The 26,566-nt window shown below is 59.7% G+C and carries 22 protein-coding genes; 5 read left to right on the forward strand and 17 right to left on the reverse strand.

The features are described from left to right. Positions 1 to 28 precede the first annotated feature (28 nt). Entirely contained in the window at positions 29 to 307 is a 279-nt protein-coding gene (locus WDZ78_RS00070; protein ID WP_425671974.1) for a hypothetical protein, read from the reverse strand. Continuing rightward, the gene (locus WDZ78_RS00075; RefSeq protein ID WP_425671975.1) at positions 304 to 1,410 is read right to left on the reverse strand and encodes a CobW family GTP-binding protein; all 1,107 of its coding nucleotides are present in this window, start codon (positions 1,408 to 1,410) and stop codon (positions 304 to 306) included. Before WDZ78_RS00075 ends, WDZ78_RS00070 begins: the two co-directional genes overlap by 4 nt. Positions 1,411 to 1,773: 363 nt before the next feature. Here WDZ78_RS00075 and ugpB point away from each other — a divergent pair, with 363 nt between their 5' ends. From ugpB to WDZ78_RS00095, 4 genes are all read left to right on the forward strand, one after another. Next, positions 1,774 to 3,084, forward strand: a complete 1,311-nt coding sequence (ugpB, locus tag WDZ78_RS00080; protein ID WP_425672382.1) for a sn-glycerol-3-phosphate ABC transporter substrate-binding protein UgpB — start codon at positions 1,774 to 1,776, stop codon at positions 3,082 to 3,084. Between the two features lie 68 nt (positions 3,085 to 3,152). Then, positions 3,153 to 4,034 carry a sn-glycerol-3-phosphate ABC transporter permease UgpA gene (ugpA, locus tag WDZ78_RS00085; protein WP_425671976.1) on the forward strand — a complete coding sequence of 294 codons (882 nt, stop codon included), beginning with the start codon at positions 3,153 to 3,155 and terminating at the stop codon, positions 4,032 to 4,034. A 9-nt stretch (positions 4,035 to 4,043) separates the two neighbouring features. Next, on the forward strand, positions 4,044 to 4,892 hold the full coding sequence (gene ugpE / locus WDZ78_RS00090) for a sn-glycerol-3-phosphate ABC transporter permease UgpE (RefSeq protein ID WP_003506733.1): 849 nt from the start codon (positions 4,044 to 4,046) through the stop codon (positions 4,890 to 4,892). Continuing rightward, the gene (locus tag WDZ78_RS00095) at positions 4,892 to 5,953 is read left to right on the forward strand and encodes a sn-glycerol-3-phosphate import ATP-binding protein UgpC (protein WP_020011751.1); all 1,062 of its coding nucleotides are present in this window, start codon (positions 4,892 to 4,894) and stop codon (positions 5,951 to 5,953) included. Before ugpE ends, WDZ78_RS00095 begins: the two co-directional genes overlap by 1 nt. A gap of 229 nt (positions 5,954 to 6,182) precedes the next feature. Here the strand turns inward: WDZ78_RS00095 and WDZ78_RS00100 are convergent, their stop codons facing one another. The 6 genes from WDZ78_RS00100 to odc2 form a co-directional block, all read right to left on the reverse strand. Continuing rightward, positions 6,183 to 6,626, reverse strand: a complete 444-nt coding sequence (locus WDZ78_RS00100) for a glyoxalase superfamily protein (RefSeq protein ID WP_425671977.1) — start codon at positions 6,624 to 6,626, stop codon at positions 6,183 to 6,185. A gap of 209 nt (positions 6,627 to 6,835) precedes the next feature. Next, positions 6,836 to 7,534, reverse strand: a complete 699-nt coding sequence (locus WDZ78_RS00105) for an OmpW/AlkL family protein (RefSeq protein ID WP_020011753.1) — start codon at positions 7,532 to 7,534, stop codon at positions 6,836 to 6,838. Positions 7,535 to 7,839: 305 nt separating this feature from the next. Beyond that, entirely contained in the window at positions 7,840 to 9,135 is a 1,296-nt protein-coding gene (locus WDZ78_RS00110; RefSeq protein ID WP_425671978.1) for an MFS transporter, read from the reverse strand. 86 nt (positions 9,136 to 9,221) lie between these two features. Continuing rightward, positions 9,222 to 9,623, reverse strand: coding sequence for a MarR family winged helix-turn-helix transcriptional regulator (locus tag WDZ78_RS00115; RefSeq protein ID WP_020813347.1), 402 nt, complete (start codon positions 9,621 to 9,623; stop codon positions 9,222 to 9,224). Between the two features lie 145 nt (positions 9,624 to 9,768). Beyond that, the gene (locus tag WDZ78_RS00120; protein ID WP_425671979.1) at positions 9,769 to 10,338 is read right to left on the reverse strand and encodes a GNAT family N-acetyltransferase; all 570 of its coding nucleotides are present in this window, start codon (positions 10,336 to 10,338) and stop codon (positions 9,769 to 9,771) included. Positions 10,339 to 10,557: 219 nt separating this feature from the next. Beyond that, on the reverse strand, positions 10,558 to 11,691 hold the full coding sequence (odc2, locus tag WDZ78_RS00125) for an ornithine/lysine decarboxylase (protein WP_004445074.1): 1,134 nt from the start codon (positions 11,689 to 11,691) through the stop codon (positions 10,558 to 10,560). Between the two features lie 537 nt (positions 11,692 to 12,228). Between odc2 and WDZ78_RS00130 the strand changes: the two genes are divergently transcribed. After that, positions 12,229 to 13,122 carry a LysR family transcriptional regulator gene (locus WDZ78_RS00130; RefSeq protein WP_003506591.1) on the forward strand — a complete coding sequence of 298 codons (894 nt, stop codon included), beginning with the start codon at positions 12,229 to 12,231 and terminating at the stop codon, positions 13,120 to 13,122. Between the two features lie 57 nt (positions 13,123 to 13,179). Here the strand turns inward: WDZ78_RS00130 and WDZ78_RS00135 are convergent, their stop codons facing one another. The 9 genes from WDZ78_RS00135 to WDZ78_RS00175 all read right to left on the reverse strand — a co-directional run bounded on the left by WDZ78_RS00135 (position 13,180) and on the right by WDZ78_RS00175 (position 26,335). Then, entirely contained in the window at positions 13,180 to 14,133 is a 954-nt protein-coding gene (locus WDZ78_RS00135) for a substrate-binding domain-containing protein (RefSeq protein WP_174039848.1), read from the reverse strand. 72 nt (positions 14,134 to 14,205) lie between these two features. Further along, the gene (locus WDZ78_RS00140; RefSeq protein ID WP_087745533.1) at positions 14,206 to 15,207 is read right to left on the reverse strand and encodes an ABC transporter permease; all 1,002 of its coding nucleotides are present in this window, start codon (positions 15,205 to 15,207) and stop codon (positions 14,206 to 14,208) included. A 50-nt stretch (positions 15,208 to 15,257) separates the two neighbouring features. Further along, a complete protein-coding gene (locus WDZ78_RS00145) occupies positions 15,258 to 16,781 on the reverse strand; it encodes a sugar ABC transporter ATP-binding protein (protein WP_026363936.1) in 1,524 nt (507 codons plus the stop codon). Positions 16,782 to 16,982: 201 nt separating this feature from the next. Continuing rightward, positions 16,983 to 17,606, reverse strand: a complete 624-nt coding sequence (locus WDZ78_RS00150) for a TetR family transcriptional regulator (RefSeq protein ID WP_020011759.1) — start codon at positions 17,604 to 17,606, stop codon at positions 16,983 to 16,985. A 118-nt stretch (positions 17,607 to 17,724) separates the two neighbouring features. Further along, complete coding sequence (locus WDZ78_RS00155) at positions 17,725 to 20,859, reverse strand: multidrug efflux RND transporter permease subunit (protein ID WP_425671980.1); 3,135 nt, start codon at positions 20,857 to 20,859, stop codon at positions 17,725 to 17,727. Between the two features lie 11 nt (positions 20,860 to 20,870). Then, positions 20,871 to 22,061 (reverse strand): efflux RND transporter periplasmic adaptor subunit, encoded by a 1,191-nt coding sequence (locus tag WDZ78_RS00160; protein WP_425671981.1) that lies wholly within the window; start codon positions 22,059 to 22,061, stop codon positions 20,871 to 20,873. A 413-nt stretch (positions 22,062 to 22,474) separates the two neighbouring features. After that, positions 22,475 to 23,977 carry a diguanylate cyclase domain-containing protein gene (locus WDZ78_RS00165; protein ID WP_425671982.1) on the reverse strand — a complete coding sequence of 501 codons (1,503 nt, stop codon included), beginning with the start codon at positions 23,975 to 23,977 and terminating at the stop codon, positions 22,475 to 22,477. Between the two features lie 168 nt (positions 23,978 to 24,145). After that, positions 24,146 to 24,970, reverse strand: coding sequence for a bifunctional allantoicase/(S)-ureidoglycine aminohydrolase (locus tag WDZ78_RS00170; protein WP_425671983.1), 825 nt, complete (start codon positions 24,968 to 24,970; stop codon positions 24,146 to 24,148). 318 nt (positions 24,971 to 25,288) lie between these two features. After that, positions 25,289 to 26,335 carry a class I SAM-dependent methyltransferase gene (locus tag WDZ78_RS00175; RefSeq protein ID WP_020011764.1) on the reverse strand — a complete coding sequence of 349 codons (1,047 nt, stop codon included), beginning with the start codon at positions 26,333 to 26,335 and terminating at the stop codon, positions 25,289 to 25,291. Between the last annotated feature and the right edge of the window lie 231 nt (positions 26,336 to 26,566).

A 26,566-nucleotide genomic window follows, 5' to 3' on the forward strand; every position in this document is an offset into this window, starting at 1 on the left:
CGTCAAGCGGGCGACATTTCACACGGCCTTACGGCACATCAGCGGCAATGGCCTCGACGACATCGTGACGGGCTACATCCAGCAGCGCCTTATGGACCGACAATTGCCGGATCTTGCCGGATGCGGACAGAATGAGGATCACGGTTTCCTTCGGCGGGCAATTCGGCAGCGCGCAGGAAATCTCGTGGACGGAGACGATGTCGTCTTCTGAAAGGCGCAGCAGTTCCCGCGTCCAATCCTTCATGATGCGGGCCCGCGAGACGATCGCGGAGCCGCTGCGTGCAAGCGGATTCGTTTTTACCGTCATCGGAATGCCTTCCGCCCCGCCTGCGAGGCCAATGTATCGAACAGATCGCGGATCGGCTGCTGCGGCATATCCATGCCGATCAGGACGATGCGCGTGACGCGCTCGCCATCCGGCCAGCTTTTCAACCGGGTCAGAGGATAAAGCCGATGCTGCACCGCATGGGCGACAACCGGCCGCTCAGGGTCATCCGCCGCACCGAAAATTCCCTTGAGCCGCAACAGGCCGGAATGCACATTGCTGGTGACGAGTTCAAGAAAAGTGACAATCGCCTGCGGATCAAGGACACCGTCAAAGGTGAGATCGAAAGCCTCGACCCCGACGCCATGGCGGTTGATATCGTGGTGATGGGCGGCATGAAGGCTAAGCCTGTCGGCCGTAAGCCATCCCGGCGCATCCTCCGGCTTGCCGCGCAGCGAATAATCCGATGCCTTAAATAACGACATCAGGTCGAAGCCGGCCGCATTACGGTCATGAAACGACGCCGCAGGATTGAGATCCGCGAGGCTTTCGCGGTCAATAGCCGCGGCATCCGCAAGATCGGTTTTCGTCAGGACGACGTGGTCGGCAAAGGCAAGCTGTTTCCAGCCTTCGATAAAACTGTCGAGCATCGCCGGACCGGAGACAACGTCGAAAGCCGTGACCACGCCCGAAAGATGGAAATGCCGGGCCACGATGTGATCGCGCAGGCCAAGCGCCGGCGTGCCGCCGGCGATCAGGCTGTTGATGATCGGCGCGGGATCGGCAAGGCCGGTGGTTTCGATGACGACGCGCGATACCTCAGGCATCACCCCTTCCAGAAAGGCCTGATGCAGCTCGTAAAGCGAGGTCCGGATATCGCTGGTGGCGGTACAGCAGATGCAGCCCGTCGTCGTTCTGAAATATCGTTCAGAACCCGTCCGCACCAGACCGTGATCAATAGGCACCGCGCCGAATTCATTGACGATAACCGCAGCATCACGCATGGCCGGCTCAGCCAGAAGCTCGTTCAGCAACGTCGTCTTGCCCGCCCCCAGAAAACCCGTCAGCAGGGTGACCGGCACCGTGCTGACGGATGGCGCGACGGTTGCGTCGCCTCTGCGCTCCACCGCCTTCTTCCGCTTCATTCCAAACACGCCAACACCTTCGCTATCCATAAAATTCACGAAACCATAATATGTAATGTAATAACATATCAATGGTGATTAGGGGAGTTCCGGCAAGAGCAATTCCCTTATGCCGGGGAGGAAAAGGGCATATCCACATGCTCCCAACTCTCGGGCGCATGAAAAAACCACGGAACGAAGGAAATGGAATAATAAATCCGTTTCCTTCACTTTCGTTTTAATCGTTCCACGTTCTCTTGCATTTTCGTTAGAGTTCGCTTTTAATCGGTAGCGCTAATACAGGAAAGATCGCCCGCAGCCGGATCGAGGAGGATAGGCTGCAATTAAGGGGCTGTATCTTTTACTGTTTTCATAATGGGAGGAATCACCTTGAAAAAACTCAGCTACCGCCTCGCCGCGGCATCCGCGCTTTCGTTTTTTGTCACATCGAATGCATATGCAGTAACGGAAATCCAGTGGTGGCACGCCATGACCGGCGCCAATAACGAGGTCGTGGATACGCTGGCGAAAGAGTTCAACGAGAGCCAGAAAGACTACAAGATCACGCCCGTCTTCAAGGGCACCTATCCGGAAACCCTGAATGCCGGCATCGCCGCCTTCCGCGCCAAACAGCCGCCCGCGATCATTCAGGTCTTCGACGCCGGCTCTGGCGTGATGATGGGTGCCGCCGGCGCCATCAAACCGGTGGCGGATGTGCTGAAGGAAGGCGGTTATACCTTCAACAAGGACGAATATCTGGCCGGCATCGTCGCCTATTATTCCAAGCCTGACGGCACCATGCTGTCCTTCCCCTATAATTCGTCCTCTCCGATCCTCTATTACAACAAGGATGTCTTCCAGAAGGCCGGCCTCGATGCCGCCAACCCGCCGAAGACATGGCCGGAAGTTTTCGAAGCCGCCAAGAAGATCAAGACAAGCGGTGCCGCCCAATGCGGTTTCACCTCCACATGGCTCACCTGGATTCAGACTGAAAACTTCGCCGCGTGGAACAACGTTTCCTATGGCAGCAATGAAAACGGGCTTGGTGGCACCGATGTCAAGCTTGCGGTCAACGCGCCGCTCTTCGTTGAACACTTCCAGGCGATTGCCGATCTGGCGAAAGACGGCGTCTTCCGTTACGGCGGCCGCACTTCGGAAGCCAAGCAGCTGTTCATGTCCGGCGAATGCGGCATCCTGACCGAATCCTCAGGCGGCCTTGGCGATATCGTCAAGACCGGCATGAATTACGGCATCGGCCAGCTTCCCTATTATGAGGGCCATGGTCCGCAGAACACCATTCCCGGCGGCGCGAGCCTCTGGGTCTTCGGCGGCAAGAGCGAAGCCGAATATAAGGGTGTGGCCGAATTCTTCCATTTCCTCTCTCAGACCAAGATTCAGGCACGCCTGCATCAGGTCTCCGGTTACATGCCGGTGACGATCGCGGCCTATGAGGAAACCAAGAAATCCGGCTTCTATGACAAGAACCCTGCCCGCGAAACGCCGCTGCTGCAGATGATGGGCAAGCCGCCGACAGAAAACTCCAAGGGCGTTCGTCTCGTGAACCTGCCGCAGGTCCGCGACATCATGAACGAAGAGTTCGAGGCGATGCTGGCCGGCAAGCAGGATGCCAAAACGGCTCTCGACAAGATCGTAGAGCGCGGTGATGCAGCCATCAAGCAGGCTGCCGGCAACTAAACGATCCCCTGCTCCGCCCGCATCCTTATCAGGTGCGGGCGGTATTCCCATCTCATCAGGAGATCGCCGTGCAAAGCGTCGTATTCCCCAACAAGATCCTACCCTATCTGCTGGTCGCGCCACAGATCATCCTGACGGTGATCTTTTTCTTCTGGCCCGCAAGTCAGGCGCTCTACCAGTCAACCATGCGCGAGGACGCCTTCGGGCTGAGCAGCAATTTCGTCGGGCTGGCCAATTTTTCTGCCGTGCTCTCGGATGAAAGCTATCTGAACTCGCTACAGGTCACGGTCATCTTCAGCATCCTGACCGCACTCGTCTCCATGGGGCTGGCGCTGCTTCTGGCGACAGCGGCGGACCGCGTGGTGCGCGGTAAAGGCTTTTACCGCACCATGATGATCATGCCTTACGCCGTCGCGCCCGCCGTGGCCGGCATGTTGTGGCTCTTCATGTTCAACCCGGCCATGGGAACCTTCTCCTACATCCTGCGCCGCAACGGTATCATGTGGGACCCGCTGCTCAACGGCAATCAGGCCATGCTGCTCGTCGTCGCGGCCGCCGCATGGAAGCAGATCAGTTACAATTTCCTGTTTTTTGTCGCAGGCTTGCAGGCAATTCCTAAATCATTGCTGGAAGCGGCCTCTATAGATGGCGCGCGCGGTTCGCGGCGCTTCTGGACCATCGTTTTTCCGCTGCTTGCGCCGACAACCTTCTTCCTGCTGGTCGTCAACACGGTCTACGCCTTCTTCGATACCTTCGGCATCATCCATGCCGTGACCGGCGGCGGGCCTGCAAAGGCCACGGAAACGCTGGTCTACAAGGTCTATAATGATGGCTTCGTAAACCTCAATCTCGGCTCTTCCGCCGCGCAATCCGTGATCCTGATGGTGATCGTCATTGCGCTGACCGCCTTCCAGTTCCGCTTCGTCGAGAAGCGCGTGCATTACGGCTGAGGATTTCCCATGATTGAAAATCGCCCGGTCGCCCGCGTGATCGCCCATCTGATGCTGGTTCTCGGCATCATCATTGTGGCCTTCCCGATCTATTACACCTTCGTCGCCTCCTCGATGACGTCGAACGACATCATCCGCCCGCCAATGTCGCTGCTGCCCGGCGGCCATCTCGGTGAAAATTATACTGACGCCATGGTCGGCGGCGTGGAAAGGGTTGTCGGTGTCAGCCTCGAGCGGCTGCTGTTCAACAGCTTCGTCGTGGCGCTCGCCATCGCCATCGGCAAGATCGTCATCTCTTTCCTGTCGGCCTTCGCCATCGTCTTCTTCCGCTTCCCTTTCCGCATGGGCTTCTTCTGGATGATTTTCATCACGCTCATGCTGCCGGTGGAGGTGCGCATTCTGCCCACCTACAAGGTCATCGTCGATCTTGGGCTGATCGACACCTATGCGGGACTGACACTGCCGCTGATGGCGTCCGCGACGGCAACATTCCTGTTCCGGCAGTTCTTCCTGACCATTCCCGGTGAAATGGTCGAGGCGGCGCGTATCGATAATGCCGGGCCGTTCCGCTTCATGCGCGATATCCTGCTGCCGCTGTCGAAAACCAATATTGCTGCCCTCTTCGTGATCCTGTTCATCTATGGCTGGACCCAATATCTCTGGCCGCTGCTCGTGACCAACGACGCCAAGATGAACACGATCATCATCGGCCTCAAGCGCATGGTGGACTTCACCGACGCTTCGACGCCCTGGAATTATGTGATGGTGACGGCGATCCTCGCCATCATCCCCCCTGTTATCGTTGTGGTGCTGATGCAGCGCTGGTTCGTCAAAGGTTTGGTGGAGACCGAGAAGTAATGGCAAAAATTGCGCTAAAAGACGTCCGCAAGGTTTATGGCGGCAATGTCGAGGCCATCAAGGGCGTATCGATGGACATCGCCGACGGCGAGATGATCGTGCTCGTCGGCCCCTCCGGCTGCGGAAAATCCACCCTGCTGCGCATGATTGCCGGACTGGAGGGCATTTCTGGCGGCCAGATCATCATCGGTGATCGCGTCGTCAACGATCTCGAACCGTCGGACCGCGACATCGCCATGGTGTTCCAGAATTATGCGCTTTATCCGCATATGACGGTGCGGCAGAACCTTGCCTACGGCCTGAAGAACCGCAACACGCCGAAGGACGAGATCGATCGGCGTATCACCGAGGCGGCCAAGGCGCTGGAAATCGAACAGTTCCTGGAGCGCAGGCCGCGCCAGCTTTCCGGCGGCCAGCGCCAGCGTGTGGCCATGGGCCGCGCCATCGTGCGCAAGCCCGCCGCCTTCCTGTTCGATGAGCCGCTCTCCAACCTCGACGCCAAGCTGCGCGTGCAGATGCGCGTCGAAATCCGCCGCCTGCAACGCTCGCTCGCCACCACCAGCGTCTACGTTACCCATGACCAGATGGAGGCCATGACGCTGGCAGACCGGCTGGTGGTGCTGAATGCCGGCCGCATCGAGCAGATGGGCACGCCGATCGAGCTTTACGAAAAACCGGCCACCACCTTCGTCGCCACCTTCATCGGCTCCCCCTCGATGAACCTGCTCAACCACGGCGCGGCGACGTCCAACGGCTCCTCCGGCTGGTCGGTGCAGGGAACCACTGCATTGCCGCAAGGCGTCGCCACACTCGGCATCCGCCCCGAGGACATCACACTTGCCGACGAAGCCCCTGCGGACGCAGCCTTCAGCGGCACGGTGCAGGTGGACGCCGTGGAACTGGTGGGTGCGGAAAGTTATGTGCACGGCTCCTTCGCGGATGGCACCGCCATCATCTTCCGCGTCCACGGTCGTTCGCAGCTGCGCATCGGCGAAACACTGAAAATCGCCGCACAGGCAAAGGATTTCCATCTATTCGATGCGTCGGGCAAGCGGATTTAGGCTTTTTGACGGAAGGCGAGACACCCGCCATTCGGTCAGATCGCTGACAAACATACCCTTCGCTCGAGGTCATCCTTGGGCTTGTCTCAAGGATCTGATCACGGTGAACAAAATCACGACGTTGCAGATGCTCGGGACAAGCCCGAGCATGACGAAGGAGAGCTTTAAGGGCAGGTAAGTGTCCTGACCGACATCTGGTGGATGCCCGCATTTAACCTTTGGCCTCCCCCTACCAGACCAGTTCCACCTGCGGCCGGCCGTTGGAGGTTTTCTCCACGGTGCGTCCGGAGGTGTCGACGTTGCAGTGAACCCGCTGACGGAAGGTGGAAAAGCTTTCGAAAGTCACCACATCCACCGGATCGTCGAGATGCAGGGTCAGCCGGTAGCGTTCGGGATCGCCGCCGAGCGCCTGCACGCCCAGAACGGAGGCCACGAAGGGCTGGCCAAGATAAAAGCCTTCCACCCTTGAGCCCAGAAGATAGGGATTGAAGGCGGGGCGATTGCCGGTCGCTGCGTGGAGGGTGTTCCAGTCGCGGAAGCCATATTGCGCAGCGATGAGTTCCAGCGCCTTCGAATGGTTGATTGCCTGCCCCTCACCTTCGAGGGCGGCGCGCAGGCGTTTTGCCTGTTCCTTCAGACCCTCAAGCGCGGGAAGCGGTTTGGACACGTTCATAACGGTTCTCCAACATGCGCATGCCGAATGTTCCGAAGGGGGTCCGCGTTGCCATCGACGACATGCAAAACATGGGGGATGACCGTTATTCAGGAAAGAGCTTCACCAGGGGCGCAAACGCCTGCGGACGGCCGGGGCTCTTACGCCCGTGGCCGTCCTATAGCCGATCTAGCGCCGCCCGTCAAAGGCGGCGCAACATCGAACCGTGCTCAGAAGCGATAGGTGATACCCGCGCCGATCAGCCAGGGATCGAGCTTCGCCTTGCCGCTGATCGGCGTGCCGCCGAGTTCCGCGGTCCAGTCGGTCTTCAGGAAGATCTTCTTGACGTCGAAGTTCACGCCCCAATGCTCGTCCAGCATATAGTCGAAACCGACCTGCACGGCAGCACCGAGCTTGTTCTTCACGTCGAGATTGCTGAAACCGGGCTTTTCCGACTGGTTGTAGAACAGCGAATAGTTCACGCCCGCGCCGATATAGGGCTTGAAGGCGCCGAAATCGGTGAAGTGATATTGCAGCGTCAGCGTTGGCGGCAGAAGCCAGGTCTTGCCGACGGGCGTGCCGGCCAGCACGCCCTCGCCATTGATCTTGGCATAGGTGGTGCCGAGGATGAGTTCGGCCGCAAAGTTTTCGGTAAAGAAATAGCTGATGTCGAGTTCGGGAATTACGGTATCCGAATAGGACAGTCCGGCGCCCGGCACACCATCGACGCTGCCGCTATCATTGGTGATGACGCCGAGACCACGCACGCGCAGCATCCACGGGCTTGCCGCAGCAATCGCCTCTTCCGCGGTGGGCGCCGGCGCTGCCGGGGCCAGATCGGCCGCCATGGCATTAGCGGATATCAGCGTGGCCGCAACACCAGCCATGACACTGGCAAGCAGGGCGATTTTTCTGTTTCTGTTCGTCATTCCATCTCTCCTGTAGCGCACCGCAGCCGGGCAAGTCCCCGGAAACCGGCTGATGACGGCGGGACTGCGAATCGTCGCCTGCCGCAACCGCTTGGGAGCCACTATGACGACGGGAAAGGCAGGCCGATTGAGATGGATCAAACCGGGATACGGATCGCGCAAGGGAACTGAGAACCGGCGCGCATTGTGATAATTTCGCAACAGATACATTCGCGGTCTATGAGCGGTACACTGCGCGCCCGGCACATATTCTGGGAAATACAAAAGGCCTGCATCGGCAGGCCTTTTTCAGTGCATCACCTTTCTCACGCGGCCTGGGGCGTGAGGCTCGCGGAACCGGGCTTGCGCAGAAGCAGCACCGAGACGGCCGCGATCATGCACATCAGACCGGCAATCTGCAGCGCGGGCATATAGGTGTCGAAGTCGCTCTTGAAGAAACCGGCGCCAAATGCGGCGGTGGCGGCTCCCAGCTGGTGGCCGGCAAAGACCCACCCGAAAACGAGACCGGCTTTTTCACGGCCGAAATTCTCGGCGGCAAGTTTCACCGTCGGCGGTACGGTCGCTACCCAGTCCAGCCCGTAAAAGACGGCAAAGACCGAAAGCTCCACGAAGCTGAACCCCGAAAAGGAAAGGTAGAGCAGGGACAGGCCCCGCAGACCATAGAACCAGAACAGCAGGAAGCGATTGTCGAACCGGTCGGAAAGCCAGCCGGCGAAAATCGTGCCGAAGAAATCAAAAATACCGATTACCGCCAGCGTGCCCGCCGCCGTTACTGCAGCCATGCCGAAATCGCCGCAGATAGAAATCCAGTGCGTCTGGATGAGACCGTTGGTCGAAAGCCCGCAGACGAAAAATGTGCCGAACAGCACCCAGAAGACCGGATTGCCCGATACGCTCTTCAGCGTCACCAGCGGCGATAGCAATGTGGCAAGAAGATTGTGATCCTGCTTGACCGGCTTTGCCACCACTGTCTCGCCATAGGCCGGCAGGCCGACATCGGCCGGATGGTCACGCATCAAAAGCAGGACAAGGACCATGGCGGTGGCAATTACCGCGACGGACAGGGTCAGGGCGGTTCGCCAGCCATAGGCTTCCGTCAGCGCCGCCAGCAGCGGCAGAAAGACCAGCTGGCCGGTGGCGTTGCTCGCCGTCATGAGGCCGATCACCAATCCGCGACGCTTGGAAAACCAGCGAGCCGCCACGGTGGCGCCCAATACCAGGGCGGTCATGCCGGTGCCGACACCGATCACCACGCCCCAGAGCAGCAGCAATTGCCATACCTCGGTCATGAAAAATGAGGCGACAATGCCGCCCATGATCAGGGCAAGCGCGGTGGACACCACCTGCCGGACGCCGAAATGATTCATGAAGGCGGCGGCAAAAGGCCCAAGCAGGCCAAAAAGCACCAGCCTGACAGCCATTGCGGAAGAAATATCAGCAATATCCCAGCCGAATTCCTTGTGCAGCGGCTGGATCATCACCCCCGCAGATCCCATCGCACCGGCGGTGGCCAGCATGGTCAGAAAGGTGGTTGCGGCAACGAGCCAGCCATAATGCAGATTTCTGCCGGCCATCCAGCTGGCGAGGCGTGTGGAGAGCATGATCAATTCCCTTTCCAGCGGCCGTGGCCGATATTTTGCGGGTATATACCCCATATTGCGGGCAGATACCCGCATATCCCCAAAAATTACAGGGCTGCGAGCAGTTCCTGCAATTGTGCTGTCTTCTCGGGCCCAAGCCGGGCCTCGATTTCATCCTGCACCCCATCCCAGAGCGGCGCACCCGCCTTCAGGATTGCGTGGCCTTCCTTCGTCACCGTCAGCATCGCTTCCCGCTGGTCCTCACCGTGGCCGATGGCCACCAGACCCATACGAGCCAGCACCTTGGCGTTGCGGCCGACGGTGGAGCGATCCAGTTCCACCCGCGCGGCCAGATCGGTTAGCGAGACGGGCGCGGTGCGGTTGATGTTCCGCAGCAGGCTGAACTGACCGATATTGACGCCAAGCGGCGCCAGGGCCTCGTCATAATAGGACGAGACCTTACGGGATGCTTTGCGCAAGAGGATGCAGTGGCAACTATCGTTTGGCATTTGTCTCGGGTATATACCCGTAAATTTTTGCGCGCAAGAGGCGCCCGGGAAATTATGGGCGGGCAACGGCCGATCCCATGGCCATATAGCAGAAACAAGAAACCCCGGCTTGGGCCGGGGTTTTATATCAGCAGCGAGGTTCGTCTCAGGCCGAGAGCCTGCGACCGCTTGCCACGAGCAGACCGGCAGCGCCCTCCAGCCAGCCGGCTTTCAGTTCCAGCGCCAGGAAACGGCTGCGCTCGAACGGGCCAGGCATGATGAGATGCTGGGCCTTGTCAGCGAAAAAGCCGAAACGTTCGTAATAAGGGGCGTCGCCAACCAGAAGAACGGCGCCGTGGCCGCGCTTGGTGGCTTCGCCAATCGCTGCACGCATCAGCGCCGAGCCGATGCCCTTGCCCTCATGGGCGGCATCGACAGCCAGCGGGCCGAGCAGCAGCGCTTCGATGGCGCGACCTTCGCGGGAGATGCCGGCCTCGACATTCCACAGGCGCACCGTGCCGATGACGTGGCCATCCTCATCGCGGGCGACCAGCGCCAGGCCTTCGGCCGGAACGCGGCCGGCGCGCAGCTTCTCGGAAGACTTGCGGCGGCGGCCTGCGCCCATGGCGCGGTCCAAGAGGTTCTCACGGGCGACGACATCGCCCGGATTTTCCTGATCGACATGAAATGTCTGCGGTGTGAAAAATGCCCGTACCGAATTCAAAAGAGCGGCCATCCTTGGCCTCCCGTCACACTACCGCCCACACGCGGCCCTTGATAAAAAAATGGTGGAGCCGTTCCGGCCCGCCGACACGCTTTCCTCGGCTGGAAGAGGTGCAGCAAGCAGGGATTTGCGCATCAGCACAATCGGCAAAGCCGGAACGGAAGCTTGGTCGAGACGCCGCCCTGCTCAGCGGACGGCGTTCGGACTTTTAATGATCGGATTTTCCGACGCTTAGATGACGTAAGCCTTCAGCGGCTCGAAGCCATTAAAGGCAACTGCCGAATAGGTCGTCGTATAGGCGCCCGTGCCTTCGATCAGAACTTCGTCGCCGATGGTCAGAGAGACCGGCAGCGGGTACATGTTCTTTTCATAAAGCACATCGGCGCTGTCGCAGGTCGGACCGGCCAGAACGCAGGGCTCCATCTCGTCCTGATCGCGCTCGGTGCGGATCGGGTAACGGATAGCCTCGTCCATCGTTTCGGCGAGACCGCCGAACTTGCCGATGTCGAGGAATACCCAGCGGTGGTTGTCATTGTCGGACTTGCGCGACACGAGAACAACTTCCGCCTTGATGACGCCGGCATTGCCGACCATGCCGCGGCCCGGCTCGATGATCGTCTTCGGGATCTGGTTGCCGAAGTGCTTGCGCAGCGCCGTGTCGATCGCCTGGCCGTATTCTTCGGCAGCCGGAACGTCGCGCAGGTACTTGGTCGGGAAACCACCACCCATGTTGACCATCTGCAGGTGGATGCCCTGCTTGGCAAGCGAAGCGAAGACGCGCTTGGCATCGGCCAGCGCCGCATCCCATGCGTCGAGATTCATCATCTGCGAACCGACATGGAAGGATACGCCGTAGGATTCGAGGCCGAGCTGATGTGCATAGACCAGAACGTCGACAGCCATCTGCGGCACGCAGCCGAACTTGCGCGACAGCGGCCATTCGGCGCCTTCGCCATCCGTCAGTACGCGGCAGAACACGCGTGCGCCGGGAGCGGCGCGGGCAACCTTCTCGACTTCCTCATGGCTATCAACGGCGAAGAGATCGATGCCGAGCGCATGGGCGCGCGCAACATCGCGTTCCTTCTTGATGGTGTTACCGAAGGAGATACGGTCGGACGTCGCACCCGCGTCGAGCGCCATCTGGATTTCAGCCACGGAGGCGCAATCGAAGTTGGAGCCGAGCGAAGCAAGCAGCTTCAGGATTTCGGGAGCCGGGTTTGCCTTGACGGCGTAATAGATGGCGCTGTTCGGCAGGGAATGCCGGAAAGCGTTGAAATTGTCGCGCACGACGTCGAGATCAACCACGAGGCAAGGGCCTTCGGGACGTCGGGTCTTGATGAAGTCGAGAATGCGTGCAGTCGTCATCGATATATTCCCTGTTAAACCGGCTCCGGAAAAATCCGAAGGACAAAGGACGCTCGAGATATGCATACGAATCAGCCGGTGGAGGCGCAGATTCGATAACATACGCTCAAGGCGCGAATGTGAACGACGCCCTGCCAGAGCATCATTCGGCTTTGTCTGCCATCGATTGGAGGGAATGACCCGACCGCACTTCAGGCAATGATGGTGTGCCTCTTCAGTACCCCGGCTGATGGAAAGCCGGCAGAGAACCAGAAAGGCCCGCACCGTCGTTGCTTCATATGTCCTCGCATTTCCCGGTTGGCCGGAATAGCGACTGGAGGGGTTAGTTCCAGGTACCTTACCTAAATCCTCACCACATCGAGGACTCGGCGGACACACATGGGCACGTGCGACTTTGGGCAGCACGGGAGATAAGAATATTCGCCGTCATAATCAAGAGGATTTTTTCATCATGTCGCGGATTTTTTCAGCAGCGATTTTAAGGTTGAACAGTCGCCTTTCAGCGTTCAATTATGTGGAACGAACTGGAGGATTTTCATGGACACGCTGACCCGCATCCGCGCCTTTATCGATGTTGTCGAAGCTGAGGGGTTTTCCGCCGCAGCGCGCAAGACCGGGCGCTCCAAGGCGCTTCTGTCCAAATATGTGCGGGAACTGGAAGATGATCTCGGCGCGCTGCTCCTCAACCGCACCACCCGGCAGTTTTCGCTGACGGAAGCCGGCCACACCTATTACCGCACCGCCTCCGATATTCTGAAGGAGATCGATAACCTCGCCGATCTGGTGCGTGAAAAGAATGCCGATCTGAAGGGCAAGCTCAAGATTTCCGTTCCCCGCACCTTCATCGATGCGGATGTCGGCCAGAGCCTGATCGATTTTGCCAAGGAAAATCCTGAACTGTCGCTGGAAATTGTCGCGGAAGACCGGTTCGTCGACCTGATCGAGGAAGGTTTCGATCTCGCGGTTCGAATCACCCGGCTCGAAGATTCGGGCCTCATTGCCCGCAAGCTTTCCGATTTCCGGGTCTATGCGGTGGCGACGGCCGATTTCGTGGCGCAACACGGGCCGCTCGATGGCCCACAGGACTTCTCCCGCGTTCCCTTCATCATCGACACCAATACGCGTTTTCATAATACAGTGCGGTATCTGGAGCCGGATGGCGGCTCGAATTCCGTCACCATCAGCGGGCCAATCGAGGTCAACAGCCCGCAGGCGACGCTGCGCGCGGCGCGCGCCGGTCTCGGCATCGCTTTGGTACCGGATTTCATCGCCCGACCTTACATCCAGTCCGGTGAACTGGTGACGCTGTTTGACGATTATATTTCCAAGGACAGGGGCATTTATGCGGTCTATCCGCATCGCCGCTACCTGCCCGCCAAGGTGCGCAGCTTTGTCGATTATCTCTCGGCGTGGTTCAGGAAGAACGGGTAAAGCCACCAAATGAAACGCCCGCCTTGCGGCGGGCGTCGATGCTGGCTGAAAGTCAGATCAGAACGGCGAATCCGGGAAGTAGAACTGCTCGGCATTGTCCTTGGTGATCAGGGTCGCATCGAGGATATACTCACCCGCGACCGGGACCTGATCGTAGAAATGCCCGGCCGTCAGCTGCATGGCTGTCGCCACCATCGCCGGCGGGTAGAGCACATCGACCGGGACCAGCTTGTCGCCATCCATGACCTTCTTGATCATGTCCTTGGAACCGGCGCCCGCAACGATATACTGGATATCGGTCCGTTTCGCCTGCTGGATAGCCTCCAGCACGCCGATCGCCATGTCGTCATCCTGACACCAGACCACGTCGATCTTCTTGTACTTGGTCAGATAGTCCTGCATCACGCGGAAGGCGTCGTCGCGGTTCCAGTTGCCATATTGCCGGTCGAGAACCTTGACGCTGGAGCCGGCGATACCCTTGTCGAAACCATCCTGGCGCTGCTGGTCGATCGGGATCGGCAGGCCGCGAATAACCACAACTTCGGCATCCGGCGTCGTCTTCTTGATGTATTCGCCGGCCACCTGACCAAGCGCCGGGTTGTTGCCGGCAACATAGAGATCGCGGATCGAATTGTCGTTGACGCTCGGCGCGCGGTCGACGAGCGCGACGAAGGTGCCCTTGTCCTTGATCTCCTTGATGGCGTTGACCAGCGGATCGGGATCGGATGGCAGCACGACAAGCGCGTCAAGCCCCTGCACGGCAAGGTCCTGAAGCGCGTTCGCCTGATTGGCGGCATCCGGCGACGTCTTGACAATGACGTTGAGCCCCGGATGCTCCTGCATCAGCAGCTTCGCCACACGCTCGGCATGATAAACGACGCCCGCCGTCCAGCCATGGTCGGCCGCCGGAATGGACACGCCGATGGTGACCTTCTTGTCCTGCGCATGCGCTGAACCCGCAAGCACCGTGGCCAGCGCGGCAAAGGCCACACCGATGAATTTACTACGCATAGTCTCTTTCCTCCCAAGACCGGGGCGTTCCTCCTTCAACCGCGCGTGCCCCTCATCGCGCGGCGTGATACGTCACCTGCGGCTGAGCGAACGCTGCACCAGCATGGCGATGATGATGATCGCGCCCTGAATGGCGCCGATCAGATATTCGCTGACGAAGTTCGACAGGATCATGATATTGCCGACGATCTCCAGAATGAAGGCGCCGCAGATGGTACCCCAGATGCGCCCTACCCCGCCTCTCAGCGCCGTGCCGCCGACGACGACGGCGGTGATGGCCTGCAGCTCCCACAACATGCCTGTCGTGGCCGAGGTGGAGGCGAGACGCGGCACGTAAAGCAGCACCGCAACGGCGACGCAGAGCCCCTGCACCACATAAGCGATGGTGCGGACCCGTGCGACCGAAATGCCGGAGTAACGCGCCACATCCTCACTGGAGCCGACGGCCGTGAGATGCCGGCCATAGCGGGTGCGGTAAAGCACGAAGGCGGCTATTGCGGCGGTGACGAAGATGACGATGACAGGCACCGGCACGCCAAGGACATTGCCGAAATAGACCGGGCGATACAGCGTCTGGATTTCCGGATTGCGCAGCGTGATCGCGCCGCCCTGTGACAGCCATGTGGTCAACCCGCGATAGATGCCCATGGTGCCGAGCGTGGCGATGAAGGGCTCGATGCGGCCGACCGTGGTGATGAGGCCGTTTGTCAGCCCGCAGGCCGCGCCGATGGCGAGCGCCAGAGCCATGGCGGTGAGCAGCATCAAGAGCGGACTGGCGATGACGCCGCTATTCATGAACAGGATCATCAGGCTGGCGACAAATGCAACCATGGCGCCGACCGACAGATCAAGCCCGCCTGACGTGATGACATAAGTGGCGCCGAGCGCGATGATGGCGATGAAGGCGCTGCGGGTGACGACATTCAACAGATTGTCGATGCCGATGAAATTGGGATTGGCGATGGCGCCGAGAACCAGAAGCAGGGCCAGCGCCACAAAAGGCGCAACCGCTCGCAGGTCCCAGTCCTTCGAGGTCTTCGGCGTTTTGCCGTTATCAAATGCGGCCTCAGTCATGTTTTCCCTCAGTTTCTTTTATCAGGCCATATTTTTCAGGACACGGGCGCTCAGGCAGGTTCCTGCGTATGAACGCCCGTCGCCAGCGCCACGATGTCGTTTTCGGTCATGCGCTCGCCGGTCACCTCACCGACGATCCTGCCCGAACGCATCACCAGAATACGATCACAGATACCGATCAGCTCCGGCATTTCCGAGGAAACGACGATGATCGAACGCCCCTCATCCGCGAGCTTGGCGATAAAGCGGTAGATCTGCTCCTTGGTGCCGATGTCGATGCCCCGTGTCGGTTCGTCGATGATGACGATGGAGGGATCGAGAAGCATCATCTTGGCGAGCAGCAGCTTCTGCTGGTTGCCGCCGGAGAGCTGGCCCGCAAGCAAATCCTTGCGGCCAGTGCGAATATCGAAATCGCGCACCGCATCATCGAGCGCCGCCGTTTCGCGCCGCGTGTCGATCTGGAACATCCGGCTGAATTTCCTGAGCGAGGCCAGTGTCAAGTTGATCCGCAGATCCTTGCCAAGCAGCAACCCCTTGCCCTTGCGGTCCTCGCTCAGATAAACGATGCCGGCCTTCAGGCTGTCTTCCGCCTTTGCGAAATGCACCGGCCCGCCGTGGTGCCGCACGGTTCCCCGCCCGGCGCGCAGGCCGAGTATTCCTTCCATGAGTTCCGTTCTGCCGGCGCCGACCAGACCGGCGAAACCAAGGATTTCGCCCCTGCGCAGGCTGAAACCGGCATCCTGAGCATACCCCGGAACGGTAAAATGCTCCACCTGCAGAACCGGCTCGTGCTCGCCGCCGGCGGCGCGGTCCGGATAAAGCTTGGCCACGTCGCGCCCCACCATGAGCCGCGCCATATCGGCAGGCTCCAGCGCCGATGCCGGATGGGAAGCGATCAGCTTGCCGTCACGCAGAACCGTCACCCGGTCGGCAATCTCCTTCACTTCAGGCAGACGGTGCGAAATATAAAGCACGGCCACGCCCTTTGCCCGGATGTCCCTGATGACATTCAGCAGCGCATCCGTTTCGATGGGCGTAAGGCTCGCCGTCGGCTCATCAAAAATGACCACGCGATGCGGCACGAGCAGAACGCGGGCGATCTGCACCAGCTGCCGCTGGGCAATAGAAAGGCTGCCGACAATGGCGTCCGGATCGATCGTACCGCCAAGATCGGCGATCGCCTTGCGGGCGCCGGCGCGCATGGCGCGGTCATCCACCATGGCGCCTCTGCGCACTTCGCGGCCGAGATAAATGTTCTGCGCCACCGTCAAATCGGGCGCCAGCAATATTTCCTGATGCACGAGAACAATGCCGCGATGTTCGGCATCCACGGGGCCGCTCAGCGTCACGGCTTCGCCATCGATGCGGATTTCCCCGCCCGACGGCTTTTCATTGCCGGCCAGAAGCTTCATCAGCGTCGACTTGCCGGCGCCATTCTCGCCTATGATCGCGTGGACCTCACCGGCACGCACCGCGATCTCGATATCCTTCAAAACCTGTACCGGCCCGAAAGACTTCGACAGCCCAACCGTCCGGATAAGGGCATGGTCTGGAGATTCGTCAGCAAAAGCCATGTGCCGTCACCGGTGTCCGGTAGGAACGGACGGCGCTTGCCCCTTAATTTTATTTGAAATGACCATCTGCGAACTCCTCCCAAAGCTCGAAGAAGAAGCTAGCGTTCGTTTTGAGGTACGTAAAGCAATTTTCGCTGGTCTTTTAGAATACACTCAAATTTGACCGTATGAACCGCAGACCCGAAGGTCCCGAAAGTCCTGTCAGGATGCGGAGGAGCGCTTGAACCCCTTCATCAGACGGTGCACAGCTTCGGCGCCCTCCCTGGCCAGATCGAAACGCTTGCCGAACAGCAGCCAGTCGGAGCACATGCCCTTCAGCAGCCAGTAGAGCGCGTCGAGCGCAGAGTCCGCCGTCCAGTTGTCGTTGAATGCACCTTCCGCCTGCGCCCGCGCGAAAGCGCCCTCAAGCCGATCCTTGTGATACCGGTCCAGTTCTTCCTGTGCGTGCAGCACCGGAGCGAACTCATCGGAGTAATTGGTGCGCAGGCTGATGGTCATGATGCGCTGGCGCTGTTCATCTTTTGAAAGAAGCGTCAGCCATTTGCAGGCGGCTTCCTCGATCTTGGCCAGCAGAGCCAGCCCCTTGACGTCGGGGTCGCCGAAATCGAGCAGATCCGATTCCGGCAGGGACACCGATTGATAGAGGCCGATAAAGAGATCGCTCTTGCTGGAAAAATGCCAGTAGATCGCTCCGCGCGTGACGCCGGCCGCAGCCGCCACCTCATCGAGGGAGCTGTTGGCAACGCCCTTTTTGAAGAACACCCGCTCGGCAGCGGCAAGGATCGCCTGACGCGTCTCTTCTGCCTCGGCCTTGGTTCGGCGCATGCTGATGTCTCCTTCCAATCGCGGCACGGCGCTTTCGCACCGTGCCTTCTTTGCAGTACCGCGCTGTCAATCAGATGAACGCATTCAAATGACTTTTAGCCCGGCCTCCACACTCGTTTTATTCCGCCGGCGATACGGCGTCAGCAGCAATCTCTTTCTCCTTCTTCCGATCCCCGAAAATATTCATGACAAATACGAAGAAGACGGGGACGAAGAAGATCGCGAGGATCGTCGCCGAGATCATGCCGCCCAGAACGCCGGTGCCGATGGCGTTCTGGCTCGCCGCACTCGCACCGGAGGCGATCGCCATTGGTAGCACGCCGAGCGAGAAGGCAAGCGACGTCATCAGGATCGGCCGGAAGCGCAAGTGCGCCGCCTCCACCGTCGCATCATAGGTGGATTTTCCTTCCGCCCGCAAATCCTTGGCGAATTCGATGATCAGGATCGCGTTCTTTGCGGACAGGCCGATGATGGCGACGAGGCCCACCAGGAAGTAGACGTCGTTCGGCATGCCGCGCAGCATGACAGCCGCCACCGAGCCGATGACGCCAAGCGGCACCACCAGCATGACGGAGAGCGGAATGGACCAGCTTTCGTAAAGCGCTGCCAGCAGAAGAAAGACGAACAGAACGCTGAGCCCAATCAACGCCGGCGCCTGCGAACCGGACTGGATTTCCTGCAGCGACTGCCCGGTCCATTCGAAACCGAAACCAGCAGGCAATTCGCTCGCCAGACGCTCCATTTCGGCAATGGCGTCACCGGAAGAATAGCCCGGTGCGGACTGGCCGCCGATACGCACAGCCGGATAGCCGTTGTAACCGACCACCTGCGAGGGACCGCGCACCCATTCCACCGTGGCGAATGAGCTCACCGGCACCATGCCGCCATTGGCATTGCGGACGTTGAGGTTCAGGAGATCCTCCGTCTTCATGCGCTGGCCCTGTTCCGCCTGCACCGTCACGCGCTGCATGCGGCCGGCATTGGGGAAGTCGTTGACGTAGGACGAGCCCATATTGGCCGAGATGGTGGCGTTGATGTCGCTGAAGGTGACGCCGAACGTATTGGCCTTCTCACGGTCGATGATGAGATTGACCTGCGCCGCATCCGGCATGCCTTCGATACGAAGACCCGCGAGGATGGGGCTCTGACGGGCCGCGGCCATCAGTTGCGCACCGGCAGCGCTGAGAGCCGCCTGTCCCGCGCCCGAGCGATCCTGCAGGCGGAAGGTGAAGCCGCTGGAATTGCCGAGGCCCTGGATCGGCGGCGGCGACAGCGCAAACGACATGGCGTCCGGAAGACCCCACAGCTTGGCGTTGACGCGCGCCGATATGGCGGCGGCGGAATCGTTCGGTCCGCGTTCGCTCCAGTCCTTCAGGGTGGCGAAGGCGAGACCCGCATTCTGGCCGGAGCCGGAGAAGGAGAACCCCGAAACCGCAATCACACGATCCACCGCCGGCTCTTCCATGAAGATCTTTTCGATCTGCTGGATGGATTGCAGGGTGCGGTCGCTGCTGGCTTCCGCCGGCGCCTGAATGTCAACGATCAGGTAGCCCTGATCTTCGTTTGGAAGGAACGAGCTCGGCAGTTGCATATACGCCCAGCCAAGACCGGCCAGCAAAGCCGCGTAGATGACCATAAAGCGGCCGGAACGCTTGATGATGCTGCCGACGGACGAGGAATATTTGTGCGACGCCTTGTCGAAGCCCCGGTTGAACCAGCCGAAGAAGCCCTTCTTCTCATGGTGCCCGGCCTTGATGGGCTTCAGGAACGACGCGCAGAGCGCGGGCGTGAGCGACAAAGCAAGGAAGCCCGAAAACAGGATCGACACCACCATGGTCAGGCTGAACTGCTGGTAGATGATGCCGACGGCGCCCGGGAAGAAGGCCATGGGCACGAACACGGCCGTCAGCACCAGCGTGATGCCGATGATCGCGCCGGAAATCTGGCCCATCGCCTTGCGGGTGGCCTCCTTGGGCGACAGATGCTCCTCCGCCATGATGCGCTCGACATTCTCGACGACGACAATCGCGTCATCGACGAGAATGCCGATGGCGAGAACCATGGCGAACATGGTCAGAACGTTGATCGAGAAACCCGAGACATACATGATGGCGCACGTGCCGAGCAGCGCCACGGGCACCACCAGTGTCGGGATGATGGTGTAGCGGATATTCTGCAGGAAGACGAACATCACCACGAAGACGAGGATGATCGCCTCCACCAGCGTGTTGATCACCTTCTGGATCGAGATTTTCACGAAGGGGCTGGTGTCATAGGGAATTTCATATTCCAGACCCGGCGGGAAATATCGGGACAGTTCCTCCATGGTGGCGCGAACGCCCTCGGAGGTCTGCAACGCATTGCCGGTGGGCGAAAGCTGCACGCCGATGGCGGCGCTCGGCTTGCCGTTCAGGCGGCTCGAGAAGTTATAGCTTTCGCCGCCCACTTCCACCCGCGCGACATCGCGCAGCCGCACGGAGGAGCCGTCCGGATTGGCGCGCAGCACGATGGAGCCGAATTCTTCCGGCGAGGTGAGCTGGCCCTGCACGTTGACCGTTGCGGAAATCTGCTGGCCGATGGGATTTGGCGATGCGCCGATGCGGCCAGCGGCAACCTGCGAATTCTGCGCCTGAATGGCGCCGATGACGTCGTTCGAGGTGAGGCTGAGGCCCAGCATCTTGTCCGGGTCCATCCAGATACGCATGGAGCGCTGGGTGGCGAACAATTGCGCGCTGCCGACGCCGGGAACGCGGCGCAACTCGCCGAGAACGTTGCGGCTGAGATAATCGCCGAGACCGATAGCATCCGTGTTGCCGTCGACGGAGGTGAGCGCCACCATCATCAGGAACGACGTGCCCGCCTGCTCCACGCGCAGGCCCTGCTGCGTCACCGCCTGCGGCAGGCGGGGTTCGACGCGCGCAATGCGGTTTTGAACCTCCACCTGGGCTTCACCGATGTTGGAGCCCGGCGCAAAGGTGACGTTGATGGAAATGCGACCCGAGGATTCCGACGTCGATTCGAAGTAGATCAGGCCGGGAACCCCGTTCAGCTCTTCTTCGATGGGACGCGTGACGCTCTGGTAAATATCCTCCGGCGACGCGCCCGGATAGGTGGTCGAGACGGAGATCTGCGGCGGGGCGACATTCGGATATTGCGCAATCGGCAGCATGGGAATGGCAAGCAGGCCCGCCAGCATGATGAAGATGGCGACGACCCAGGCAAAAATGGGCCGATCGATGAAAAAACGTGCCATAAAATCGGTCCTTATTGCTTCGCAGCGGGAGCCGCGCTCTCACTGCCGGCGGTAGTGGCGACATCGGCCTCATCAGACCACGGTTCCGGCTTCACCTTCGCGCCCGGAGCGGTCTTCTGGAAACCTTCGGCCACGACGCGGTCGCCATCCTTCAGGCCCTCGGAAATTACCCAGCGATCGCCGACGGAGCGGCCAACGCTGACGCGACGCTGCTCAACCGTGTCTTCGGCATTAACGACAAGCACACTGGCCTGACCGCCGGCATCGCGCTGAACCGCCTGCTGCGGCACGGCGAAGGCGGCTTTCTGGATGCCCTGCTGGATCTGCACGCGCACATACATGCCCGGCAGCAGATCGCCGTTCGGGTTCGGGAATTCACCGCGCAGCGTCACCTGACCGGTGGTTTCATCTACCGCGGCTTCAGAAAACAGCAGGCGACCCGGAACGGGGTAGCGGCTGCCGTCATCAAACAGCAGATTGACTTCGGCTTCGTTCGGGCCGGTCATCAGCTTGCCATCCTGCAGGGCCTTGCGCAGCCGGATGAGATCGGCGGCCGGCTGGGTGAAGTCGGCATAGATCGGATCAAGCTGCTGGATCGTCGCCAGATTTTCCGAGCCGGTGGCGCTGACAAGTGCGCCTTCAGTAATACGTGCGCGGCCGATCCGGCCGCCGATCGGGGCTTTGACATCGGCATATTGCAGATTGAGCTTCGCTTCCGCGACGCCGGCTTCGGCCACGGCCACCTCGGCATCGGCCTGCGCCAGCTGGGCGATGGCATTGTCAAACTCCTGCTGGGAACCAACATTGGACCGGCGCAGCTGCTGCTGCCTGTCGGCGGTCTGCCGCGCCTGAAGCTGCGCGGCCTGCGCCCGGCGTAACGTGCCTTCGGCGCTGTCGACACGCACCTGAAACGGCGCGGGATCGATCCGGTAGAGAACATCCCCTTCCTGTACCAGCGAGCCCTGTTCGAATACCCGCTCCACGATGATGCCGGAGACACGCGGGCGCACTTCGGCAAGCCGCGTCGGCGCAATGCGTCCGGGCAATTCGTTGGTAATGGGAAGCTCTTCCTGCTTCACCGTCACGATCTTCACGGCACCGGGCGGCGGCGCGCCGGGCGCTGAGGCCTGCTCATCGCTACATCCGACCAAAACGATGCCCGTCAACAACACCGCCGCGATCTGCCTCAATCTGTTCGCCATACTGCGCTCCGAATCCATAAAAAAGGTCACATTTACATACATACTAAGACGTATGTAAAATTTGGCAATGAAATTGTTGCAGTGCAAAAGCCATCTCACGCGCTTGTGAAGGCGTGAGACGGTTTGCACAGGGGCGCTGTAATTGGGAACGGAGGACTAACTGGCGTTCAAGGCAGGACATATTGCGACGGGCCGGAGGCGACAGCCGGACGAATGAAGCTTTCCGCTGCTTCCGTCACGTCCAAGCCACCGCTGTGCGGTTTAGATTCCGGAGATAAACATTCTCTCGACGTCATCCTCGGGCCTGTCCCGAGGATCTGCAACCGATTGATTTTATTCGACGTGATTAGATCCTCGGCACGAGGCCGAGGATGACGTCGGGGCTGAGGGAATGTCCCAGACGCCCTCCCCCCTTAGAACAGACGCTTCAGCGAGGTGGATTCCGGCGCACCGTTATTCGTCGTGTCGCTATTATCGGCGGATCTGTTGCGCAGGGCCGCATAATAGGCGTTCTTCTGCTCGTACATATTCATATCGGCGCGGCGCACCAGCGATTCCATCGTCTCGCCGGCCTCGCTGGTCGCCACACCCAGCGACAGGCTGAGCGGCGCGCTGGAATAGAACTGGTTGTTGATCTTCAGCAGCTCATAAACGGTTTCGACCATGGCGGCGGCAACCTGCTTGTCGGCGCCGGGAAGAAGGATGGCGAATTCGTCGCCGCCGATACGCGCGGCATGGTTCGGCGCGGTCACCACGCCGTTCAGCACCTCGCCCATGCGCCGCAACAACGCGTCACCGGCATCGTGCCCCAGCTTGTCATTGGCGTCCTTCAGGCCGTTGAGATCGATGACAATCGCAGAAACCGGCCTGAGGGCGTTGCGTTCCAGCCTGTTCAACTCATCCGAATAGAAGGCGCGGTTGTGCAGCTTGGTCAGCACATCGTGCTTGCCGAGATATTCGAGATAGGCTTCAGCCTTTTTGCGCGCGGTAATGTCCGTCAGCGCCACCTGCACCAGCGACCAGTCGTGCTCATGGCCCGGAAAAACGGAAAAATGCAGGAGAACGTGCCGCTCCGAACCGTCAAGCGCATAATTCACCACCTCGCGATGGTGGTTGAGATTGCCGTTCCAAAGCTCCATCAGCTGTTCGCGGAACGGCTTTTCCATCTCGCCGCGGAAAATATCGCCAAGCCGCTGCAACAGAACCTGCCGGTCCGGCGCGCAGAACAGGTCGAGCGTCGCGCGGTTGACGTCGATGACGCGAATTTCGCTCATGCATTGCCGCACGAATTCGGGATGAACATCCATGAACACGCGGAAATCGATGATGCCGCGCTCCCTGACCTCCTCGATCAATCGCCGCACCCGGCTGAAATCTTCCACCCACAGGGAAACGGGCGAATGTTTGAACATGCCTTCGGCGTAACGGCGGTTGAGACGCTCCTTGCGGCGGGCCTCCTCCCGCTCCGTCACATCCTCGGTGGTCAAAAGCAGCCGCCCGAGTGTTTCTTCGTGGCCGGGGATGACCGCGCCGCGCAACTGAATATCCAGCCGCTTGCCGCCGATTGAATAATTGACCGCGTTGCTGGTGAATTCCGTCTTGCCCGCCCAGAGTTCGGAAAGCTCGTTCACATGGCTTTCCAGCATGTCGTCACGAAAAATCCGGTGCAGATTGTCAACGAGATGAGCCTGATCACGCGCCTCGAACAGCTCCAGCGTCCTGGCGTTGACCTTGATCACACGGATTTTCTGGGAGCAGGCTGCAACCCTTGATAAATCTTCGAGAAGAAACGTCCTGATATCCTCGACGCCCTGCGACCGCCAGATATCGAACTGGCTTTTCACGTCGCTGAAATCTTCTATCCACATCGCCACGGGCGCGAGGTTGAAGATGTTGGTATCGATCGTCTCACTCATGCGGGCATTCTTCTTGAGGTAAATGCGGATGAAGGCCGAAAGGGTGCGGGGCGGCAATGGCCGCCCGCATCACCGGATTTATTAGAGATATTCGATTTAACGCAAGCATTTATCGCGCAAACCTTCGGATTGCGCGATAATTCCCGGGTTCTGTGACTATGATGCCCGTTACCAGAGCTTCACGTGCCGGTTCACATCCTTGTAGAGCAGGTAACGAAAGCGGCCCGGTCCACCCGCATAACAAGCCTGCGGGCAATAGGCGCGCAGCCACATGAAGTCACCCGCCTGCACTTCCACCCAATCCTCGTTCAGCCGGTAGACGGCCTTGCCTTCCAGCACATAAAGGCCGTGTTCCATCACATGGGTTTCCATGAAGGGAATGGTCGCGCCCGGCTCGAAGGTGACGATGTTGAGGTGCATGTCGTAACGTACATCCTCCGGATCGATGAAACGGGTCGTTGCCCATTTGCCGTCCGTGTCGGGCATGGGCGAGAGAGTGTTGTCATCTTCATGCGTGAAGATCACCGGCGGCGGCTCCAGACCCTCGACCGCCTGAAACGCCTTGCGGACCCAGTGGAACTTGACAGGCGCCTTGCCCGAATTGCGAAGCTGCCAGCGGGAGCCGGCAGGCAGGAAGGCAAAGGAACCCTCTCGCAGGCCATGCTGCACGCCTTCGAACTCCACGGTCATTTCGCCGTCAACGACGAAGATCGCCGCCTCGGCCCGTGCGTCCGGTTCCGGCCGGTCGCTGCCGCCGCCGGGCTGCACCTCAACGATATATTGCGCGAAAGTTTCGGAAAAACCCGTCATCGGCCGGGCGATGATCCAGGCCCGGGTGCCGGTCCAGTGCGGCAGCACACTTGTCACGATATCGGACATGACGGTTTTGGGGATGACCGCATAAGCGGTCTTGAACACCGCCTTGCTCGACAGAAGTTCCGTCTGCCCCGGCAGACCACCCATATCCGAATAATATCTCTTCATTTCAGCCATTCCATTCTGCAACGCATTCGGCGCGGATTCTTAGGCCCGCGACGGCGTTTAATCAAATGGTTATTGGCGGCGGACAGGCGGGGAACAGGAAGTCGCAAGCAAAGAGATGGGGCACGGCGTCTCCGCCCATTTCTTCTCCCCGACGGGGAGAAGGTGGCCCGAAGGGTCGGATGAGGGGGCGAGCTCTCCGCATCTCACGACCCTTGCCCCCTCATCCCGCTGCCGCGACCTTCTCCCCGGCGGGGAGAAGGCGAAAGGCGCACTCGCTCGCTTCCCGTGAACGAGTGCCGAGGGTAGCTTTCTATCGACCTTGAGGTCTCACGCCTTCTTACGCATCGTCGCGTAGACGATATTGTGGTTTTCGCCGAAAAACACCTCCGCCTCGATGCTGGAAGGGTCGGCGCTTGCATTGACGATCCGCCACATATCCGCCTTGGAGCGCAATAGCAGCGCCCAGTTCATGAAGGTCTCCATATAACCGTCGACGACGATGTCTTCCGAGAAATTGGCGAAGAGGAACATGCCGCCGGGTTTCAGCATCTCCATGCAGCGGCGCGTGAGTTTGATAGCCACGCGGTCGTTCAGATAATCGTAAAGACCGGCCGCATAGATCAGGTCGAAAGTGCCGAGTTCCTGCGTGCGCAGCACGATATCACGCACGGAACCATCGATCGCCTCGATGCAGCTGCCGTTGAAATCGCGGGCGACGGAACCGACGCTCAAGGGATCCTGATCGAGCGCCACCCAGCGCTTGATCCCGCCCTCTTTCAGCGCCACGGAGGCATCCGCCTCGCGCAGATGGCCGGACGCGATGGTGAGGATTTCCGTCTCATTGCCGTGCCGGGCTGCGGCCTCGTCAACGAACCGTGTCAGCAAATCGCGCCGCTCGCGCACGGCGACCGAGGAACTGGCGTCCTTCGTGTAATCGTAAAGGGCCGCACCGAGCGGCGTGGCCTTCTTCACCAGTTCGGCAACACTGTCGTGACCATAAATGAAATCGAGCAATTGCGCATCGCCCGAATAACCCCGCGGCTTTTCGAAAGACCACCGCGTGAACGGGTCCTCCAGAAAATGGTTCGAAACGGGGTGATTCTGTACCAGCGGAATCAGTTCAGCCCACACGCTGGAGTGGAGATTTTCCCGCAGGCCATGAAGTGCGCCCGCCGTTCTATGTATTATCTCACGTGCTGAAACACGATTGTCGAATTGCTGTTGTGCCAATTCGAGAATGAGCGCCACCTCTGCTTTCGCAACTGCGAACTGCTCATCGAATGTTTCCGTCCTGCGTGCAAAAATCTCTTTTGCGACAGTATCCGGGGTAATCAGACTTGCCCCGTCAAGATTTTTCTTCTTTACCCGCACCACTTCAGCCTCCAGTATTAACACATTGTTAACTATACGTTTCTGGGAGACGGAAGGCCACTCGCTTTCGATTTTTGTGCGGTGTAGGGATACATTAGTAGATTAGCGTATTTTTTTGGTCACACTCGTAAGTACGGGAGAAAGCGGATACGCGATTTAGTGAAACTTAATGTTGCGAACGTATGATGCGTTCTTCCTTTCCATGTTCTCCGCGCACATCGGCAGAGATCGACG

The organism is Agrobacterium sp. M50-1, assembly GCF_049843495.1.
Classification (GTDB): Bacteria; Pseudomonadota; Alphaproteobacteria; order Rhizobiales; family Rhizobiaceae; genus Agrobacterium; species Agrobacterium radiobacter.

Coding starts and splice junctions, on each gene's coding strand:
- WDZ78_RS00070 (WP_425671974.1), bottom strand. CDS start 307: ATGACGGTAAAAACGAATCCGCTTGCACGCAGCGGCTCCGCGATCGTC.
- WDZ78_RS00075 (WP_425671975.1), bottom strand. CDS start 1,410: ATGAAGCGGAAGAAGGCGGTGGAGCGCAGAGGCGACGCAACCGTCGCG.
- ugpE (WP_003506733.1), top strand. CDS start 4,044: ATGATTGAAAATCGCCCGGTCGCCCGCGTGATCGCCCATCTGATGCTG.
- WDZ78_RS00095 (WP_020011751.1), top strand. CDS start 4,892: ATGGCAAAAATTGCGCTAAAAGACGTCCGCAAGGTTTATGGCGGCAAT.
- WDZ78_RS00100 (WP_425671977.1), bottom strand. CDS start 6,626: ATGAACGTGTCCAAACCGCTTCCCGCGCTTGAGGGTCTGAAGGAACAG.
- WDZ78_RS00105 (WP_020011753.1), bottom strand. CDS start 7,534: ATGACGAACAGAAACAGAAAAATCGCCCTGCTTGCCAGTGTCATGGCT.
- WDZ78_RS00110 (WP_425671978.1), bottom strand. CDS start 9,135: ATGCTCTCCACACGCCTCGCCAGCTGGATGGCCGGCAGAAATCTGCAT.
- WDZ78_RS00115 (WP_020813347.1), bottom strand. CDS start 9,623: ATGCCAAACGATAGTTGCCACTGCATCCTCTTGCGCAAAGCATCCCGT.
- WDZ78_RS00120 (WP_425671979.1), bottom strand. CDS start 10,338: ATGGCCGCTCTTTTGAATTCGGTACGGGCATTTTTCACACCGCAGACA.
- odc2 (WP_004445074.1), bottom strand. CDS start 11,691: ATGACGACTGCACGCATTCTCGACTTCATCAAGACCCGACGTCCCGAA.
- WDZ78_RS00130 (WP_003506591.1), top strand. CDS start 12,229: ATGGACACGCTGACCCGCATCCGCGCCTTTATCGATGTTGTCGAAGCT.
- WDZ78_RS00135 (WP_174039848.1), bottom strand. CDS start 14,133: ATGCGTAGTAAATTCATCGGTGTGGCCTTTGCCGCGCTGGCCACGGTG.
- WDZ78_RS00140 (WP_087745533.1), bottom strand. CDS start 15,207: ATGACTGAGGCCGCATTTGATAACGGCAAAACGCCGAAGACCTCGAAG.
- WDZ78_RS00145 (WP_026363936.1), bottom strand. CDS start 16,781: ATGGCTTTTGCTGACGAATCTCCAGACCATGCCCTTATCCGGACGGTT.
- WDZ78_RS00150 (WP_020011759.1), bottom strand. CDS start 17,606: ATGCGCCGAACCAAGGCCGAGGCAGAAGAGACGCGTCAGGCGATCCTT.
- WDZ78_RS00155 (WP_425671980.1), bottom strand. CDS start 20,859: ATGGCACGTTTTTTCATCGATCGGCCCATTTTTGCCTGGGTCGTCGCC.
- WDZ78_RS00160 (WP_425671981.1), bottom strand. CDS start 22,061: ATGGCGAACAGATTGAGGCAGATCGCGGCGGTGTTGTTGACGGGCATC.
- WDZ78_RS00165 (WP_425671982.1), bottom strand. CDS start 23,977: ATGAGTGAGACGATCGATACCAACATCTTCAACCTCGCGCCCGTGGCG.
- WDZ78_RS00170 (WP_425671983.1), bottom strand. CDS start 24,970: ATGGCTGAAATGAAGAGATATTATTCGGATATGGGTGGTCTGCCGGGG.